Origin of the sequence: Pseudomonas ekonensis, from assembly GCF_019145435.1 — a bacterium.
GTDB lineage: Bacteria > Pseudomonadota > Gammaproteobacteria > Pseudomonadales > Pseudomonadaceae > Aquipseudomonas > Aquipseudomonas ekonensis.
The window spans coordinates 1,097,182-1,114,147 of record NZ_JAHSTS010000002.1 but is presented as its reverse complement, the minus strand read 5'-3'; the positions used below and the strand labels follow the sequence as shown (position 1 = coordinate 1,114,147).

Annotated in this window: 16 protein-coding genes; 9 read left to right on the top strand and 7 right to left on the bottom strand. The window is 66.1% G+C overall.

Annotated elements, in window-relative coordinates; genetic code table 11:
* Positions 1-163 precede the first annotated feature (163 nt).
* Positions 164-751 carry a YceI family protein gene (locus KVG96_RS18100; protein ID WP_217893313.1) on the top strand — a complete coding sequence of 196 codons (588 nt, stop codon included), beginning with the start codon at positions 164-166 and terminating at the stop codon, positions 749-751.
* A gap of 1 nt (position 752) precedes the next feature.
* Positions 753-1,910 carry a phospholipase D-like domain-containing protein gene (locus KVG96_RS18095; protein WP_217893312.1) on the top strand — a complete coding sequence of 386 codons (1,158 nt, stop codon included), beginning with the start codon at positions 753-755 and terminating at the stop codon, positions 1,908-1,910.
* 82 nt (positions 1,911-1,992) lie between these two features.
* Here KVG96_RS18095 and bglX read toward each other — a convergent pair whose 3' ends face one another.
* Positions 1,993-4,284 carry a beta-glucosidase BglX gene (gene bglX / locus KVG96_RS18090; protein ID WP_217893311.1) on the bottom strand — a complete coding sequence of 764 codons (2,292 nt, stop codon included), beginning with the start codon at positions 4,282-4,284 and terminating at the stop codon, positions 1,993-1,995.
* Positions 4,285-4,545: 261 nt separating this feature from the next.
* Between bglX and KVG96_RS18085 the strand changes: the two genes are divergently transcribed.
* The 4 genes from KVG96_RS18085 (at position 4,546) to KVG96_RS18070 (ending at position 7,900) form a co-directional block, all read left to right on the top strand.
* Entirely contained in the window at positions 4,546-5,154 is a 609-nt protein-coding gene (locus KVG96_RS18085) for a LemA family protein (protein ID WP_217893310.1), read from the top strand.
* 13 nt (positions 5,155-5,167) lie between these two features.
* The gene (locus KVG96_RS18080; RefSeq protein WP_217893309.1) at positions 5,168-5,920 is read left to right on the top strand and encodes a TPM domain-containing protein; all 753 of its coding nucleotides are present in this window, start codon (positions 5,168-5,170) and stop codon (positions 5,918-5,920) included.
* A 29-nt stretch (positions 5,921-5,949) separates the two neighbouring features.
* On the top strand, positions 5,950-6,567 hold the full coding sequence (locus tag KVG96_RS18075; protein WP_217893308.1) for a TPM domain-containing protein: 618 nt from the start codon (positions 5,950-5,952) through the stop codon (positions 6,565-6,567).
* Positions 6,568-6,691: 124 nt separating this feature from the next.
* Positions 6,692-7,900, top strand: a complete 1,209-nt coding sequence (locus KVG96_RS18070; RefSeq protein WP_217893307.1) for a class I SAM-dependent methyltransferase — start codon at positions 6,692-6,694, stop codon at positions 7,898-7,900.
* 79 nt (positions 7,901-7,979) lie between these two features.
* Here KVG96_RS18070 and KVG96_RS18065 read toward each other — a convergent pair whose 3' ends face one another.
* Positions 7,980-8,870 (bottom strand): DMT family transporter, encoded by an 891-nt coding sequence (locus tag KVG96_RS18065; protein WP_217893306.1) that lies wholly within the window; start codon positions 8,868-8,870, stop codon positions 7,980-7,982.
* Positions 8,871-9,130: 260 nt separating this feature from the next.
* Between KVG96_RS18065 and KVG96_RS18060 the strand changes: the two genes are divergently transcribed.
* A complete protein-coding gene (locus tag KVG96_RS18060; protein WP_217893305.1) occupies positions 9,131-9,712 on the top strand; it encodes a DJ-1/PfpI family protein in 582 nt (193 codons plus the stop codon).
* Positions 9,713-9,775: 63 nt separating this feature from the next.
* Here the strand turns inward: KVG96_RS18060 and KVG96_RS18055 are convergent, their stop codons facing one another.
* The 3 genes from KVG96_RS18055 to KVG96_RS18045 all read right to left on the bottom strand — a co-directional run bounded on the left by KVG96_RS18055 (position 9,776) and on the right by KVG96_RS18045 (position 13,949).
* A complete protein-coding gene (locus KVG96_RS18055; protein ID WP_217893304.1) occupies positions 9,776-12,334 on the bottom strand; it encodes a TonB-dependent receptor in 2,559 nt (852 codons plus the stop codon).
* A gap of 122 nt (positions 12,335-12,456) precedes the next feature.
* Positions 12,457-13,416 (bottom strand): FecR family protein, encoded by a 960-nt coding sequence (locus tag KVG96_RS18050; RefSeq protein WP_217893303.1) that lies wholly within the window; start codon positions 13,414-13,416, stop codon positions 12,457-12,459.
* The gene (locus KVG96_RS18045) at positions 13,413-13,949 is read right to left on the bottom strand and encodes an RNA polymerase sigma factor (RefSeq protein ID WP_217893302.1); all 537 of its coding nucleotides are present in this window, start codon (positions 13,947-13,949) and stop codon (positions 13,413-13,415) included. Before KVG96_RS18045 ends, KVG96_RS18050 begins: the two co-directional genes overlap by 4 nt.
* Positions 13,950-14,104: 155 nt before the next feature.
* On the opposite strand from KVG96_RS18045, the gene KVG96_RS18040 reads away from it, so the two are divergent.
* Positions 14,105-14,449 carry a YegP family protein gene (locus KVG96_RS18040; protein WP_217893301.1) on the top strand — a complete coding sequence of 115 codons (345 nt, stop codon included), beginning with the start codon at positions 14,105-14,107 and terminating at the stop codon, positions 14,447-14,449.
* A gap of 97 nt (positions 14,450-14,546) precedes the next feature.
* Here the strand turns inward: KVG96_RS18040 and KVG96_RS18035 are convergent, their stop codons facing one another.
* Together KVG96_RS18035 and KVG96_RS18030 are read right to left on the bottom strand one after the other, a co-directional pair.
* The gene (locus KVG96_RS18035) at positions 14,547-15,434 is read right to left on the bottom strand and encodes a dihydrodipicolinate synthase family protein (RefSeq protein ID WP_217893300.1); all 888 of its coding nucleotides are present in this window, start codon (positions 15,432-15,434) and stop codon (positions 14,547-14,549) included.
* Positions 15,435-15,460: 26 nt separating this feature from the next.
* Entirely contained in the window at positions 15,461-16,243 is a 783-nt protein-coding gene (locus KVG96_RS18030) for an aldolase (protein WP_217893299.1), read from the bottom strand.
* A gap of 159 nt (positions 16,244-16,402) precedes the next feature.
* Here KVG96_RS18030 and KVG96_RS18025 point away from each other — a divergent pair, with 159 nt between their 5' ends.
* Complete coding sequence (locus tag KVG96_RS18025; protein ID WP_217893298.1) at positions 16,403-16,945, top strand: helix-turn-helix domain-containing protein; 543 nt, start codon at positions 16,403-16,405, stop codon at positions 16,943-16,945.
* The last annotated feature ends 21 nt before the right edge of the window (positions 16,946-16,966 follow it).

Sequence of the window (16,966 nt, the reverse complement as noted above, 5' to 3'; positions counted from 1 at the left end):
CAAGCTACAAGCTACAAGCTACAAGCTACAAGCTCCAAGCTTGAAGCTTGGAGCTTGTAGCTTGAGGCGAGGGAGCAAGCTCCCTCGCCACAGGATTGGGCTTTGCCGGAACGGCCCGGGCCGGTTAAGGTTCGTGCAGGTTTTTCTGCCCCACGGGTCTTCAATGCTCAACCGTTCTCTCTGCACCGCCGCCGGCCTGCTGCTGGCCGCGACCGCCCTGCCGGCCCAGGCCAACTGGTACCTGGACGGCGAATCCTCGCGGCTGTCGTTCGTCAGCACGAAAAACGCCAACATCGCCGAAGTGCAGCGCTTCCTGGTGCTGCACGGCAAGGTCGACCCGGACGGCCGGGCCGAGGTCGAGGTCGAGCTGGACTCGATCAACAGCGGCATCCCGCTGCGCGACGAGCGCATGCGCAAGGAGCTGTTCCAGATTGATCAATTCCCCGATGCCACCATCTCCACCCGGATCGACCTGCGCCCGATCAACGACCTGGCGCCCGGCGCGCAACTGGAACTGCGCCTGCCGCTGGCCGTCAGCCTGCACGGCAAACAGCGCGAATACCCCGCCGAACTGCTCGCCACCCGTCTCGACGACCGGCGCTTTCAGGTGGTGACCCTGGAACCGCTGGTGATCAACGCCGAGGACTTCGACCTGGCGCCGGGGCTGGAAACCCTGCGCGGCCTGGCCGGCCTGTCGGCCATCAGCCTGTCGGTGCCGGTGGGTGCGGTGCTGATCTTCGCGGCGCGCTGACATGCGCGGCGCGGTGTTCCCCTGGCGCGACGGCAACCGCTTCGAGCTGTTGATCGACGGGCCGCAGTTCTTCCCGCGCATGCTCGACGCCATCGCCGGCGCCCGCGAGCAGATCGAGCTGGAACTGTACCTGGTGGAGGCCGGCGCCTGCGCCGAAACCGTGGTGCAGGCGCTGGTGCTGGCGGCGGAGCGGGGCGTGCGGGTGCGCTGCCTGTTCGACGATTACGGCAGCCTGGCCTTCACCCTGAACCTGCGTCAGCGGCTGACCGGCGCCGGGGTCGAACTGCGTTTCTACAACCGCCTGAACTGGCGGCGCTGGGTCGGCAATTTCTATCGCGACCACCGCAAGCTGCTGCTGGTGGATCAATGCCTGGCGGTGGTGGGCGGCACCGGGGTCACCGACGAGTTCTGGACGCCGGGCCACGACACCAGCGAATGGCACGAGGTGATGGTGCAGATCACAGGCCCCTTGGTGCTCGACTGGCAACTGCTGTTCGACCGCCAGTGGATCGCCAACCGCCATCGCCGCGCCTGGCGGCCCAATGCGCATTTCGGCCTGCCGCGCCTGCCCCGGGTGCCGGACGCGGGGGAGGGCATGGGCCGGGTGGCCTATGCCGACGCCCGTCAGCACCGGGACATCCTGCAGTCGCTGTTCCGCGCGCTGAACAGCGGCCAGCGCCGCATCTGGCTGGCCACACCGTATTTCCTGCCGACCTGGAAGATCCGCCGCTCCCTGCGCAAGGCCGCCGCCCGTGGCCTCGATGTGCGCCTGCTGCTGACCGGGCCGCGCACCGATCACCCTTCCGTGCGCTACGCCGGGCACCGCTACTACCCGCGCCTGCTCAAGGCCGGGGTGAAGATCTTCGAGTATCAGCCGTGTTTCCTGCACCTGAAAATGGTGCTGGTGGACGATTGGGTGAGCATCGGTTCGTGCAACTTCGACCACTGGAACCTGCGCTTCAACCTGGAAGCGAACCTGGAGGCGCTGGATCCGCCGTTGACGGCGGCGGTGGCTTCGAGCTTCGAGCGGGATTTCGGCCTGAGCCAGCAAGTGAGCCTGGAGGAATGGCGGCGCCGGCCGTTGTGGCGGCGCATCAAGCAGCGGCTGTGGGGATGGGTGGACCGGTTGGTGGTCAATCTGCTGGATCGGCGGGGATGACTGCCGCCCCCTGAAACCCTTGTGGGAGCGGGCAAGTCGAGTCGTCGCACCGCAGCTCCCACAGGTATTGCGTTGCTTTGCCTTACAGCAGCTCGAAGCTCTGCTGCGTCACGTCCTGGGAGTCCAGGCCGATCTGCACGTTGAACTTGCCGGGCTCGGCCGCGTACTTGAGCTGGGCGTTGTAGAACTTCAGGTCGTCTTCGGTGATGGTGAAGTGCACGACTTTCTGTTCGCCGGCCTTGAGCAGGATCTTCTGGAAGTTCTTCAGCTCCTTCACCGGACGGATCATCGAGCCGGTGACGTCCTGGATGTACAGCTGCACCACGGTTTCGCCGTCACGCTGGCCGGTGTTCTTCACCACGACGCTGGCGTCGAGCTTGCCGGTGGCGTTCAGGGTGGTGGACGACAGCGCCATGTCGCTCAGGCTGAAGTCGGTGTAGCTCAGGCCGTAGCCGAACGGGAACAGGGGACCTGTGGTGTCATCGAAGTACTGCGAGGTGTAGTTGCCCGGTTTGCCCGGGGTGAACGGCCGGCCGATGCTCAGGTGGTTGTAGTAGGTCGGGATCTGGCCCACGGAACGCGGGAAGGTCACCGCAAGCTTGCCCGACGGGTTGTAGTCGCCGAACAGCACGTCGGCGATGGCGTTGCCGCCCTCGGTGCCGCTGAACCAGGTCTCCAGGATCGCGTCGGCCTGTTCCTTCTCGTCCAGAAGCGTCAGCGGACGGCCGTTCATCAGCACCAGCACCAGCGGCTTGCCGGTGGCCTTCAGGGCACGGATCAGTTCGCGCTGGTTTTCCGGGATGTTCAGGTCGGTGCGGCTGGACGACTCGTGGGACATGCCGCGGGACTCGCCCACGGCGGCCACGACCACGTCGGCGTCCTTGGCGGCCTTCACGGCTTCGTCGATCAGCACGTTGGCCGGACGCGGGTCATCGACCACTTCCGGCGCATCGAAGTTGAGGAAGTTGAGGTAGTCGAGCACCTTCTTGTCGCTGGTGATGTTGGCGCCGCGGGCGTAGGTCAGGTTCGCCTTGTCGCCGATGACCGCGCTCATGCCGTCGAACAGGGTGACCGACTGGGCCGGGCGGCCGGCGGCGGCCCAGCTGCCCATCATGTCGATCGGCGCCTTGGCCAGCGGGCCGACCACGGCGACCTTCGCGGACTTCTTCAACGGCAGGGTCTGGTTGCGGTTGGTCAGCAGCACCAGGCTGCGGCGGGCCACGTCGCGGGCCTCGCTGCGGTGCAGGCGGCTGTCGGCGTAGGTGTCGGCCGGATCGTCCTCGGCCTTGCCGATGCGCAGGTACGGATCCTTGAACAGGCCCATGTCGTACTTGGCCGCGAGCACTTCGCGCACGGCGTTGTCGATGTCCTTCTGCTCGATCTCGCCGGACTTGAGCAGCCCCGGCAGCTCCTTGCCGTAGAGGGTGTCGTTCATGCTCATGTCGATGCCGGCCTTGATCGCCAGCTTCGCCGCCTCGCGGCCGTCACGGGCCACGCCGTGCTTGATCAGTTCGAAGATCGCGCCGTGGTCGCTGACCGCCAGGCCCTTGAAGCCCCAGTCCTTGCGCAGCAGGTCGTTCATCAGCCAGGTGTTGGCGGTGGCCGGGATGCCGTTGACCGAGTTCAGCGCCACCATCACCCCGCCTGCGCCGGCGTCGATGGCCGCGCGGTACGGCGGCAGGTAGTCCTGGTACATCTTCACCGGGCTCATGTCCACGGTGTTGTAGTCGCGGCCGCCCTCGACGGCGCCGTACAGGGCGAAGTGCTTGACGCTGGCCATGATGCTGTCCGCCGCGCTCGGCGACTCGCCCTGGTAGGCCTTGACCATCACCTTGGCGATGCGCGAGGTCAGGTAGGTGTCTTCGCCGAAGCCTTCGGAGCTGCGGCCCCAGCGCGGGTCACGGGAGATGTCGACCATCGGCGCGAAGGTGATGTCGAGGCTGTCGGCCGCCGCCTCGTTGGCGGCCACGCGGCCGGAGCGGCCGATGGCGTCCATGTCCCAGCTGGAGGCCAGGGCCAGGGGAATCGGGAAAATCGTACGGTGGCCGTGGATCACGTCGTACGCGAAAAACATCGGGATCTTCAGCCGGCTGCGCATCGCGGCGTCCTGCATCGGACGGTTTTCCGCACGGGTGATCGAGTTGAAGGTGCCGCCGATGTTGCCGGCGGCGATCTCCTTGCGGATCAGCTCGCGGGGCATTTCCGGGCCGATGCTGATCAGGCGCAGCTGGCCGATCTTCTCGTCGAGGGTCATTTGCTTCATCAGGTTGCTGATGAACGCGTCCTTGTTTTCCAGAGGGACCTGGGTCGTGGCGGCCAATGCCTGATGACTGGCCAGGCTGACGAACAGGCCCAGCAAACACAGCTTCTTCATGAATGGTTTTCTCAAGGGCCTAAACGGCAATGCGATGCCGGCCAGCCAAAATTTAGGGAGCGACTATTGTTGTTCGGGTGCTGATTGAAAAAACGACAGCCGAAAAAACGTCGCCGGTGTTCGGCGACGCGATCGCGCAGGGCCTCTTTGTAGCCCATCGGCCTGCGGCAATCCAGTGGCGCGGGCGATTATGCCCCAAGAGCCCGCCGAGAATGTTTCGCGATCGCCTTTTAATGGAATGCGCCAGGGAGCACCCGTGCGATGAATGTCAGTCCCGCCCACCGTTCGCGTTTGCAGGTCGCCACCTTGCTGGTGCTGGCCACGCTGTTGACCGCCTGCGGCATCAACAACATCCCGACCCTCGACGAGCAGGCCAAGGCCGCCTGGGGCCAGGTGCAGAACCAGTACCAGCGGCGCGCCGACCTGATCCCCAACCTGGTGGAGACGGTCAAGGGCTACGCCAAGCATGAGGAAGCGACCCTGACCGCCGTGGTCGAGGCGCGGGCCAAGGCCACCTCGATCCAGGTCGACGCCAGCACCCTCGACAACCCGGAAAGGCTCAAGCAGTTCCAGCAGGCCCAGGATCAGCTCAGCGGCGCCTTGAGCCGGCTGATGGTGGTGTCCGAGCGCTACCCGGACCTTAAGGCCAACCAGAACTTCCTCGCCTTGCAGTCCCAGCTCGAAGGCACGGAGAACCGCATCAGCGTGGCCCGGCGCGACTTCATCCTGGCGGTGCAGAAGTACAACACCGAGATCCGCACCTTCCCCGGCCTGCTCTGGCACAAGGTGATGTACAGCGACCTGCCGGTGCGCGAGACCTTCGAGGCCACCAGCCCCGGCGCGGACAAGGCGCCGCAAGTGAAGTTCTGATCCGGTGCCGGCCATGCGCATGTTGAGGGCGGGTCTGGCGCTGACGCTGTGGCTGTTGGCCGGCAGCGCGTTGGCCGAACTGACGTTCCCGGCCCTGACCGGGCGGGTGGTGGATCAGGCGCAGATGATCGAGCCGTCGGTGCGCGCCCAGTTGAGCCAGCAACTGCAGGCCCACGAGCAGGCCACCGGCGAGCAGGTGGTCGTGGTCACGTTGCCGGACCTGCAGGGCGACACCATCGAGGACTTCGGCGTCCAGCTCGGCCGGCATTGGGGCATCGGCCAGAAAGACAAGGACAACGGCGCGCTGCTGATCGTCGCCCGCGCCGAGCGCAAGTTGCGCATCGAAGTCGGCTACGGCCTGGAGGATCGGCTGACCGACGCCCAGGGTTCGGTGATCATCCATCAGGTCATCACGCCGGCCTTCAAGGCCGGCAACTTCAGCAAGGGCATCAGCGACGGCGTGGCGGCGATGCTGGTGGTGCTGGGCGGCAATCCGCTGGACGAGCCGTCGACGGTGTACGAACCGGCGGGCGATCCGGCGGACGATTTCGTCTCCCGCCATCCGACCCTGTTCGTGTTTCTCGTCATGTTGTTCATCCTGACTGTCTTTGTCTGCCAGATGCTCGGTATCCTTCCCGCCGGCCGGGGCGGTTCCGGGGGATCGGGCGGCGGTTTCGGCGGTGGCGGCTTCGGTGGCGGCGGGGGCGGAGGCTTCAGCGGCGGCGGGGGCAGTTTCGGCGGCGGCGGATCGTCCGGCGGCTGGTGACACAACAATAAGACTGGGCATTTCACGACATGGCATTACTGACCGAACACGAACAACGCAAGGTCGCCGAGGCGATCGCCCGGGTCGAGCGCGAGACCGACGCCGAACTGGTGACGGTGCTGGCCGCCCGCGCCGACGACTACGCCTACGTCCCGCTGCTGTGGGCCAGCCTGCTGGCGCTGGTGCTGCCGGGCGTCGTGCATTACTTCACCGGCTGGCTGACCCTGCGCAGCCTGCTGGTGGTGCAGTGGGGTGTGTTCATCGTGCTGTGCCTGGTGTTCCGCCTGCCCAAGGTCACCACCCACCTGGTGCCGCGCCGGGTGCGCCACTGGCGGGCGTCGAACCTGGCGCGCCGGCAGTTCCTGGAGCAGAACCTGCACCACACGGTGGGCGGCACCGGGATGCTGATCTTCGTCTGCGAGGCCGAGCGCTACGTGGAGATCCTGGTGGACGAAGGCATCTCCCGCCGACTGGACAACCGCAGCTGGGATGCGATCGTCGCAACGTTCACCGAGCAGGTGCGCCAGGGGCAGACATTGCAGGGCTTCGTCGCGTGCATCGAGGCCTGCGGCGAACTGCTCAAGGTGCATGTGCCGGTGACCCAGGTGCGCAACGAGTTGCCGAACCGCCTGGTGGTGCTGGGCTGAGGCCTGTGGCGATCCGGCACAGGGGGAATCTGCGCCGTTGGGCAAATAACTGCGTGTCCCCGACGCCCATCCCCCCTAAACTGTGCGCCATTCCCGATTTGCCCCGTCCGAGGCCGTTTTCCGCATGTCCGTCACCGCCGCTTCCACCCCCGATCAGCACGCCAGGTTCATCGGCCTGCTGCAAACCAGCCTCGATCAGAACGGCTTCATCAAACTGGTGCTGGCCCGGTACGTCGGCGACGAGGCGGACCTGCAGCGGGTCATCATCAAACCGGTGACGGTCAAGGGCCAGCCGAGCCTGTCCTTCGTCTACCGCTACAAGACCCGCGACATCACCAAGAACCTGGCCCTGGCCGACGGTGTGGCGGCGGTCGCCGGTCTGTTGCCCGGGTCGTTCAGGAACGCGCACCTGCTGACGCTGACCGACGAAGCCCAGCTCGAATACAGCAAGAAGGGCAAGCCTTCGCTGTTCATGAGCAAACCCCAGCAACTGCGCGAAGCGCCGACCGCCGGCCACAACCGCGAGAAGCACCGCTTCCTCGAACTGAACCGGCCGTTCCTCACGGACCTGGGCGTGACCAACGCCCAGGGCGAGCTGATCCCGGCGATGTCGCGCAAGTGGAAGCAGATCAACAAGTTCATCGAAGTGTTCAGCCATGCGCTGACCTCGTCGCCGCTGGCGCTGGACAAACCGGTGCGGGTGGCGGACTTCGGCTCGGGCAAGGGCTACCTGACCTTCGCCATCCATGACTACCTGCGCAACACCCTCAAGGCCGAGGGCGAAGTCACCGGCGTCGAGCTGCGCCAAGAGATGGTCGACCTGTGCAACGCCGCCGCGCAGAAGCTGGCGCACCCGGGCCTGGCGTTCAAGTGCGGCGACGTGCGCAGCGTGGCGCCGAGCGAGCTGGACGTGATGATCGCCCTGCATGCCTGCGACATCGCCACCGATTACGCGATCCACACCGGCATCCGCTCCGGGGCGTCGATCATCCTGTGCTCGCCGTGCTGCCACAAGCAGATCCGCCTGCAGATCCAGAGCCCGGCGCTGCTCAAGCCGATGCTGCAATACGGCCTGCACCTGGGGCAGCAGGCGGAAATGGTCACCGACAGCCTGCGCGCGCTGTTCCTGGAGGCCTGCGGCTACGAGACCAAGGTGTTCGAGTTCATTTCGCTGGAGCACACCAACAAGAACAAGATGATCCTGGCGGTCAAGCGCGCCGAACCGGTGGATCCGGCCCGGCTGCTGGAGAAGATCCAGGAACTGAAGGCGTTCTACCACATCAGCGAGCACTGCCTGGAAACCCTGCTGCGGGCCGACGGTTACCTGGCCTGACCTGAGTTGCGGGGGGCTGGGCGGACGCCATCGCCAGCAGGCTGGCGATGGCGTCAGTCAAATCACCGCCGGGCAAAACCTAGGCGGTGGCTCTCACCTTCGATTGCACCGCGGTCTTGCGCCCGAGCATCACCGTCGCGATCACCCCGCAGGCAAACACCCAGGTGACCGGCTCCACGTGCTCGCCGAAGAACAGCGCCGAAAACGCGATGGTGAAGAAGATCTGCAGCAGCTGGATCTGGCTGACCCGGGCGATGCCGCCCATGGCCAGGCCGGCGTACCAGGCGAAGAAGCCGATGAACTGCGAGAACAGCGCGACGTAGCCGAACGCCCACCAGGTCTTCGCCGACACCGCGCCCTGATGCTGCAGCGCCAGGTACAGCACCGGGCCGACCAGCAGCGGCGTCGACAGCACCAGCGCCCAGCAGATCACCTGCCAGCCGCCCATCTCCTTGGCCAGCCGGCCGCCCTCGGCGTAGCCCAGTCCACCCACCGCAATGGCGGCGAGCATCAGCAGGTCGCCGGCCTGGATGCTGCCGGCGCCGCTGAGCAGCGCGTAGCCGAGCACCAGCGCGCTGCCCAGGGCTGCGCAGGCCCAGAAGGCCTTCGACGGCCGCTCGTGGGACAGCCACGCGGCGTACAGCGCCACGCACAGCGGTTGCAGGCCGTTGACCAGTGCGCCATGGGACGCCGGCAAGGTCTGCATGGCCCAGGCCGACAGCACCGGAAAGCCCAGGATCACGCCGGCGATCACCAGGCTCAGGCCTTTGACCTGATGCCAGGTCGGCCACTTTTCCCGTCGCCACAACAGCAACAATGCCGCCGGCACCGCCGCGAACAAGGCACGGCCCAGGCCGTTGAGCAGCGGGTGCAGTTCCTGCACCACGATCCGGGTGAAGGGCAGGGTGAGGCTGAAGATCACAACGCCGAGCAGGCCCAGGGCCATGCCGGTGTTTTCGCGGGAGGACATGTTGGCGACCGGTAAGGAAGGTGGCAGGGAGGTGGGTTCATCTAGCCATAAACCGCCGGGTTTGGCGCTTACAGCTGGCCGCAGAATGGTCGGTACAGTTTGGTTGCAAGCGGCAAGCGGCAAGCGGCAAGCGGTAAGCGGTAAGCGGTAAGCGGTAAGCGGTAAGCGGTAAGCGGCAAGGTGCAAGCCACAAGTCCGCAGAGGCGGCGAATCCGGTCTACCTTGTAGGTTCCTGTGCATTTACCTGAGGAGCCTGGGCCATGGCCGCAAAGAAAATCCTGATGCTGGTCGGCGACTATGTCGAAGACTATGAAGTGATGGTGCCGTTCCAGGCCCTGCAGATGGTCGGTCACACCGTGCATGCCGTGTGCCCGGACAAGGCGGCGGGCAAGACGGTGCGCACGGCGATCCATGATTTCGAAGGCGACCAGACCTACAGCGAGAAACCCGGTCACCTGTTCGCCCTGAACTTCGATTTCGCCAAGGTCCAGGCCAAGGACTACGACGCCTTGCTGATCCCCGGCGGCCGTGCGCCGGAATACCTGCGGTTGAACGAGAAGGTGCTGGAGCTGGTGCGCGCCTTCGACCAGGCCGGCAAGCCGATCGCGGCGGTGTGCCACGGGGCGCAGCTGCTGGCGGCGGCGGGCGTTCTGGAGGGGCGCGAGTGCAGCGCCTACCCGGCCTGTGCGCCGGAGGTGCGTCTGGCCGGCGGTACCTACATCGACATCCCGGTGACCGAGGGCCATGTCCAGGGCAACCTGGCCACCGCCCCGGCCTGGCCGGCGCATCCGCACTGGCTGGCCGGGTTCCTCGGGCTGCTGGGCACCAAGATCACCCTGTAGCCGACCGGCGGCGCCCTTGCGGGAGCCAGCAGGCCGGCGCCCGCAAGGGCGCCGCCGGACGGGTCAGAAGAACCGCGTCACGCTCACTTTGGCGTTGCGCCCCTGGCTGTAGGCGCGGTCACCGCTGAGGGCCGGGCGGTAGTCCTCGTTGAACAGGTTGTCGACGGTCAGGTTCACCTCGGTGCCCTTGAGGTAAGGCTGCTGCGGTTTCCAGTTGGCGAACAGGCCCTGCACGTTGTAGCGGTCGTTGTCGTACTGGTCGTAGAACACATCGCCTACGGTGTTCTTGCCGGAGCCGTACTTGTCGCTCGGCAGGCGGTCGGTCTGGCGCACGAACTCGCCTTGCCAGCCGACCTGAGCGTCCCAGGACGGGATCTTCACGCCGAGCACCGCCACCCACTTGGCCGGCGGAATGTCCCGGGCCCAGACGTCCGGCCCCCACGGGTTGGTGTAGGCCCCCTCGTGCTTGCCGGTCATCCACGAGTAGGACAGCGAGCCGAACAGGTACGTCGAGTCATAGAAGCTCTCGACCTCGAAGCCCTTGATGGTCACCCCGCCGATGTTGCGGTAGTTGCCCATCGGGCCCATGCCTTTGCAGTCGGTGGCGATGCTGCCGCCCTTGATCGCCTGGTTTTCGCAGCCGATGCCGGTGGCCTTGAAGATCTCGTCGTCGATCTTGTTGCGGAACAGGGTGGTGCGCACCTGCACGTTGTCGTGGTCGGTGAACACGCCGGCGAAGTGGCTGATGTTGCCGGCGCGCCAGCCGGTGATGCGTTCCGGGTCGAGGTCGACGCTGGTGGCGGTGCGGCTGCCCAGGCCCTGGACTTCGTACTGTTCGTCGATCACCGGCGCGCGCCAGGTCTTGCTGTAGTCGACGAAGAAGCCGACGTCCGGGGTCATCCGCCAGAAGGCCGACAGGCGCGGCGACCAGCCGGTGTAGGTGCGGTCGCTGTAGTCATGGCCGAAGGCCGGATCCGGGTTGTTGTAGTACGGCGCTTCGTTGGCTTCGCCGCGGTTGCGCACGTGGTCGTAGCGCAGGGACGGGGTCAGGGTGAAGTCGCCCAGGGTGATGGCATCCTGGAAGTAGACGCTGTTGGTGTCGACCTTGCCCTGGGGCATGAAGCTGGGCTGGAAGCGGCCGCCGTTGTACTTGGGCACCTCGTAGGCCTTGCCCGGCATCCACATTTCGGTGTCGCGGCTGTGGCGGCGCAGTTGCACGCCGGTGGTGAACGCGTGGGCCAGCGGGCCGGTCTCGAACAGGCTGACGTTGCTGGCCTCGACGATGCGGTCCTTGTAGGCGGTGTCCATCTTGCGTCCGCCGGTGGAGGTCTGGAAGAACGCCGTGGCGTCGCGCTCGTCGGTCTGGTCGGTGTTGGACTCCGAATAGCTGAGCTTGAAGTCGATCAGGCGGTTGTCCAGCGGCTGGTACTGGTACTTGGCCGACCAGGTGGTGTCGACGGTTTCGCGGTTGGCCAGGAAGCGCTTGAGCGCCTTGTCGTAGCCGTACTGCTTGATGTTGGACCAGGTCGGCGGCGTCGGGTAGCTGGCGGACGAGAACGGTGTCCAGCGCTCGCTTTGCGAACGCGAGTAGGACAGGCCCACGCTGTGCTCGTCGTCCAGGTGCAGGTTGAACTTGAGCAACTGGCCGTCCAGGTCCTGGGCGCTGTTGGGCAGGCGCTTGGGGTTGATCGGGAACTGGTTGTCCGGATCCGGCGGGGTACCGGCCAGCTTCATGTCGCCGCCGTCGCGTCGGGTCAGGTACACCAGCGCGTCGGCGCGGCCGTCTTCGGTGCGGCCGAACGCGGCGCCGCTGTAGGTCTGCTGATGGTCGTTGCTGGCGTAGCCGTACTTGACCATCGCGCCGCTGTTGCGACCTTCTTGCAGCAGGTCCGGCGCGTCCTTGGTTTCCATGTGGACGGTGCCGCCGAAGCCGCCGTTGCCAGTGAGCACCGAGTGCGGGCCTTTTTCCACCTCGATGCGTTTGATCAGTTCCGGCTCGATGAAAATCGTGCCCTGCTGATAGCGCTCGAAGCCGCTCTTGGTGGCGCCGTCGACGGTCAGCGGTACGTCCTCGGCGTCGCCCAGGCCCCAGATGTTGATGGTCTGGCCGCCGGGCTTCATCGATCCGCCCATGCTCACGCCCGGCAGGGTGGCGAGCAGGCTGGGGATGTTGGCGGGCTGGCGGCGGTCGATGTCGGCCTGGGTCAGGGTCGAGCGGCCCACGGTGCCGGAATCGACCTCGGTGCCGCTGCCGATCACGCTCAGGGCGTCGAGCTGGATCCCGTCGCCGCTGCTGGCCACGGGTTCTTGAGGGCGCACCACATAGGTCTGGTTGACCTTGATCAGGCCGAACGGGCTGTTTTCCAGCAATTGCCGGATGGCGGCTTCCGCGCTGTATTCGCCGTCGAGGGCCGGGGCCTTGAGGTCGCGCAGCTGCGCTTCATCGAACAGCAGCTGGATCCCGGCCTGCTGCGCGATCTGGCTCAGCGAGGCGGCCAGCGGCTGCGCCGGCAGATGCAGGCTGAGGTTGTCGGCATGGGCCTGAACGCTGAACGCCAGGCAGGCGGCGAGCAGGGTCGGTCGAAGGCAGGTGAGCGGGTACGGCGAAAGCACGCGAAACATGGAATCCCCCAAAGCGGCAAAAGGGCCGGAAAGGCCTGCGTTCGGAACGCAGACCGGAGGAAGACGGGACAGGCGAAAAAAACCTCACATGCGAATGCAAAATATTCTCATGTGAGGTGCCGTCAGCGGTTTTCCAGGCGGATGCGGCCGTCGGCCAGGGGCACGGCCTTCACCGGAATCAGGGCGGGCAGGGCGTTGACCAGGGCGTCCGGGTCCTGGGTGTCGAGATGGCCGGAAACCTTGATCTGCCCCAGTCTGGCGTTGGCCAGCAGCACAGGGTGAGGGCGGTAGAGGTTCAGCTCGTCCACCAGGCTGGCGAGGTCGCGGTTGCGGAACGACAGATGCCCGGTGCGCCAGTCGGCCACCTGGCCGTCGGCCAGGGTCTGCTGGCGCACGGCGCCGTCGGCCAGATCGACCGCGGCTTGCTGCTGCGCACCGAGCAGCAGCGGCGCCCGGTTGGCCGGCGCGAAAGCCACCTGGCCATGGGCGACGCTCACCACCAGTTGCGCATCGCTGCGCCGCACATCGAAGCCGGTGCCGACCACCCGCACGGTCGCGTCGCCGGCCTGCACCCACAGCGGCCGTTCCTTGTCCGGCGCCACGTCCACATAGAACTGGCCGCGCTCGAGGATGAGCCGGCGCTGCTGGCTGTCGAACTCGATGCGCAGCTGCGTGTTGGCGTTGACCGACAACGTGCTGCCGTCCGGCAGTTCGAGAGTGCGCATGTCCCTGGACTGCGTGGCGATCTGTTGGTGATGCACCGCGTGGGACGTGCCCAACGGCAAGGCCAGCACGGCGCAGAGCAACGCCGCCGCCGTCGCCAGCGCCGGGCGCCAACGGCTGACGGGTTTTCGCGGCGCCACGGCCGCCGGCCGTTGCGAGGGCCGCAATCCTTCCAGGTCGGCCCACAGCGCTTCGAACGCCTGATAGGCCTTGGCGTGTTCGGGCTCGCGCAGCCACCACTCGAATGCCCGGCGCGTGGCGGGGCCCGGTTGCCGGCGGTTGCGCGTGAACCAGGCGGCGGCTTGCGCGTCGACGCTGTCGCCCGCCGGGCCAACGGTCAAATCGTGAGGGACGTTCATTGAGGCTGCTCCGTGCCGTTGTCGTGATCCAGGCGTTGCTTGCAGTGCAACAGCGCACAGGCGATGTGCTTTTCCACCATGCTCAGCGAGATGCCCATGCGCTCGGCGATCTGCGCCTGGCTCAGGCCTTCGAAGCGGTGCAGCATCAGTGCCTCGCGCCGGCGCGGCGACAGTTCGCCCAGCACCGCCTTGAGCTGTTCCAGGCGCTGCTGGCGTTGCGCTGCGGCCAGCGGATCCTGGCGTTCGTCGGCCATAGGCTCCGGGTCCGCCTCGTGGGCGGGCTGGATGATATGTCGCACTTTCTGTCGCCGCCAGTGGTCGCGCAGCAGATTGCGCGCCATCTGGAACAGGAAGGCCCGTGGCTGCTCGACCTGGGCCCGGTCGCGGTAGTCGAGCCACTGGGTGAAGACGTCCTGGGTCATGTCCGCCGCGTCGCTGGGGTTGTCCGTGCGTTTGTGCAGGTAATGCAGGATGTCCCTGTAGAACCGGCGAAATGAATCCACCGGCAGAGGATCGGGCGTTGGGCGGGACATGGATATCCTTCTCGACGGAGCGGGGGGGCGCAGAAAGGCGCGAATGATATCGAGAATGATTGCTATTTGTCATGTTGGCAAACGACAGGTCATGCGGTGGCCGAACCGCGCAAAGGGTCTTTACTGTCGGAAGTCCAATCGACGGGAGCAGGAACATGTCCGGATGGTACGAATTGAGCAAAAGCAGCAACGGCCAGTTCAGGTTCGTCCTGAAGGCCGCCAACGCCGAGACCATTTTGACCGGCGAGCTTTACACCACCCACGCGGCGGCCCTGGCCGGCATCGCGGCGGTGCAGGCCAACAGTCCGCTGGATGAACGCTACGAGCGAAAATCGACGAAGGACGGCCACCCGTACTTCAACCTCAAGGCTGCCAATCACCAGGTCATCGGCAGCAGCGAGGCCTATTCGTCCGATGCCGCCTGCGACAAGGGCATCGCCAGCGTCAAGGCCAACGGGCCTTCGAAGACGGTCAAGGACAAGGCGCGGCCGGTCCTCTGAACCGCCGATGCGGGCGCGGGCCCGCTCGCGATGGCGGCCTGGCATTCGATTGTGCCGGCCTCATCGCGAGCGGGCCCGCTCCTGCAGGAGGGCGGAATCAGCGCAGGAGCTTGAGCAGCGCCTTGAGTTGCGTGCGTCCGGCCTCGCTCAGCGGGAACACCGGCAGGCGCGGGTCGCCGGCCTCCAGCCCGGTCTCGCGCAGGCCGGCCTTGATCGTCGCCGGCAGGCCGCCCTTGAGGATGAAGTCCAGCAGCGGCAACTGGCGGTAGAACAGCTCCCGCGCCTTGGCCAGGTCGCCCGCCAGCGTGGCGGCGTACAGGTCCAGGTTGAGTGGCGCGATCAGGTTCGGCGCCGCCGTGCACCAACCTCGGGCCCCGGCGGCGAACGCTTCCAGGGCCAGCGGGTTGCAGCCGTTGTAGAACGGCACCCGGCCTTCGCCGAGCAGTTGCAGCTTGTGCATGCGCTGGATGTCGCCGGTGCTCTCCTTGACCATGGTCACGTTCTCCACGCCGTTGACGATGCGCAGGATCAGCTCCACCGACATGTCGGTGCCGCTGGTGGCCGGGTTGTTGTAGAGCATGATCGGCACGCCGATGCTGTCGCCGATGGCGCGGTAGTGGGCGAGGATCTCCGCTTCGCTGAGCTTCCAGTAGGAGGCCGGCAGCACCATCACCACGTCGGCGCCGTGGGCTTCGGCGAAACGGGCACGACGGACGGCCTTGGCGGTGGTCAGGTCGGACACGCTGACGATGGTCGGCACCCGCTTGGCCACGTGGCGAATGCTGAACTCGGCGACCTGATCCCACTCGGCGTCGCTCAGGTAGGCGCCTTCGCCTGTGCTGCCCAGCGGGGCGATGGCGTGGACGCCGCTGTCGATCATCCGGTCGATGGAGCGGCCGAGGGCCGGCAGGTCGAGGCCTTCGCCGTGGGCGCCGAACGGGGTGACGGTGTAGCCGATGATGCCGTGAATGTCGGTCTTGGACATGGGAGTGACTCCGTGGAAAAGGGGCTTCAGTTCAGGCAATCGGCGTGCTGGCGCAGATTCTGCCGGGCGTAGTAGTTGAAGGCGGCGGCATGGCGCTTGGGCTTGGACACCCAGTCATGGGCTTCGCGGCCCAGCGCCGGGATGATCGGCTTGACGGTGCCCGCCGCCATCGCCAGCAGTTGCAGTTTGGCGGCGCGCTCGATCAATTGCGCGATCACGCAGGCCTCCTCGATGGTGGCGCCGGTGGACAGCTGTCCGTGGTGCGACAGCAGGATCGCCCGCTTGTCGCCCAGGGCGCCGGCGATCAGCTCGCCTTCTTCGTTGCCCACCGGCACGCCCGGCCAGCCTTCGAGGAAGGCGCAGTCGTCGTACAGCGGGCACAGGTCCATGTGGGAAATCTCCAGCGGCACTTCCAGCATCGACAGGGCGGCGATGTGCGTCGGGTGCGTGTGGATGATGCAGTTCACGTCCGGCCGGGCGCGGTACACCCAGCTGTGGAAGCGGTTGGCCGGGTTGGCCATGCCGTGGCCTTCGAGCACTTCCAGGTCTTCGTTGACCAGCAGCAGGTTGCTTGCGGTGATCTCGTCGAAACCCAGGCCCAGTTGCTGGGTCCAGTAAGTGCCGGGCCGCGGCCCGCGGGCGGTGATCTGCCCGGCGAGGCCGGCGTCGTGGCCGTTCTCGAACAGGATGCGGCAGGTCAGGGCCAGCTTTTGCCGGTCTGTCCACGTATTATCCGCCAGGGTGTTCTGCATCTGCGTCAGCGCCTGCTTGACCAGTTGCTCTTTGGGTAGTGCTAATGTCTTGGCCATATCGGTGTCCTTTGGGGGGTTCAACGGACGTCGGGTTTGCTGTCGCTCCGCTGCTCGCAAGGTCGTGGGTGACTGCAAATGACACTAAAGAGGCTATATGACACTTTGTGTCATTGGCAAGGAATAATCGTCGCTTCCTTGATGGATTAATCGCTTCGCATGTCTATCCGTTTGAAATTATTGAGAAAAAAACTTGGCGTGACACTCGAGGCCTTGGCCGAGAAATCCGGCATGACCAAGAGTTACCTGTCCAAGGTCGAGCGCGGGCTCAACACGCCATCGATCGCCGCCGCGCTGAAACTGGCCAAGGCGCTGAACGTGAAGGTCGAGGAACTGTTCTCCGAGGACAACGTCAGCCTCGACAGCTACAGCCTGGTGCGCAGCCACGAGCGCCAGTCGCTGGCCGCCAACGACCACAGCCACGGCTACGCGGTGCTGGCCCGTCAGGTGAGCGAGCGCAGCCTGCTGCCGTTCATCATCTACCCGCCCGCCGAGTTCACCGACAAGACGTTCAAGGAACATTTGGGCGAGGAATTCCTGTTCGTCCACGAAGGCCGGGTGGAAGTGGACTTCATGACCGAACGGGTGCTGCTGGAGAAGGGCGACGCGCTGCACTTCAACGCGCAGAAGCCGCACCGGATCCGCTCGGTGGGCGAGGAGCAGGCGCAGTTGCTGGTGGTGGTGCACAGCGCCGAAGAGTGATAGCCCCTGTGGCGAGGGAGC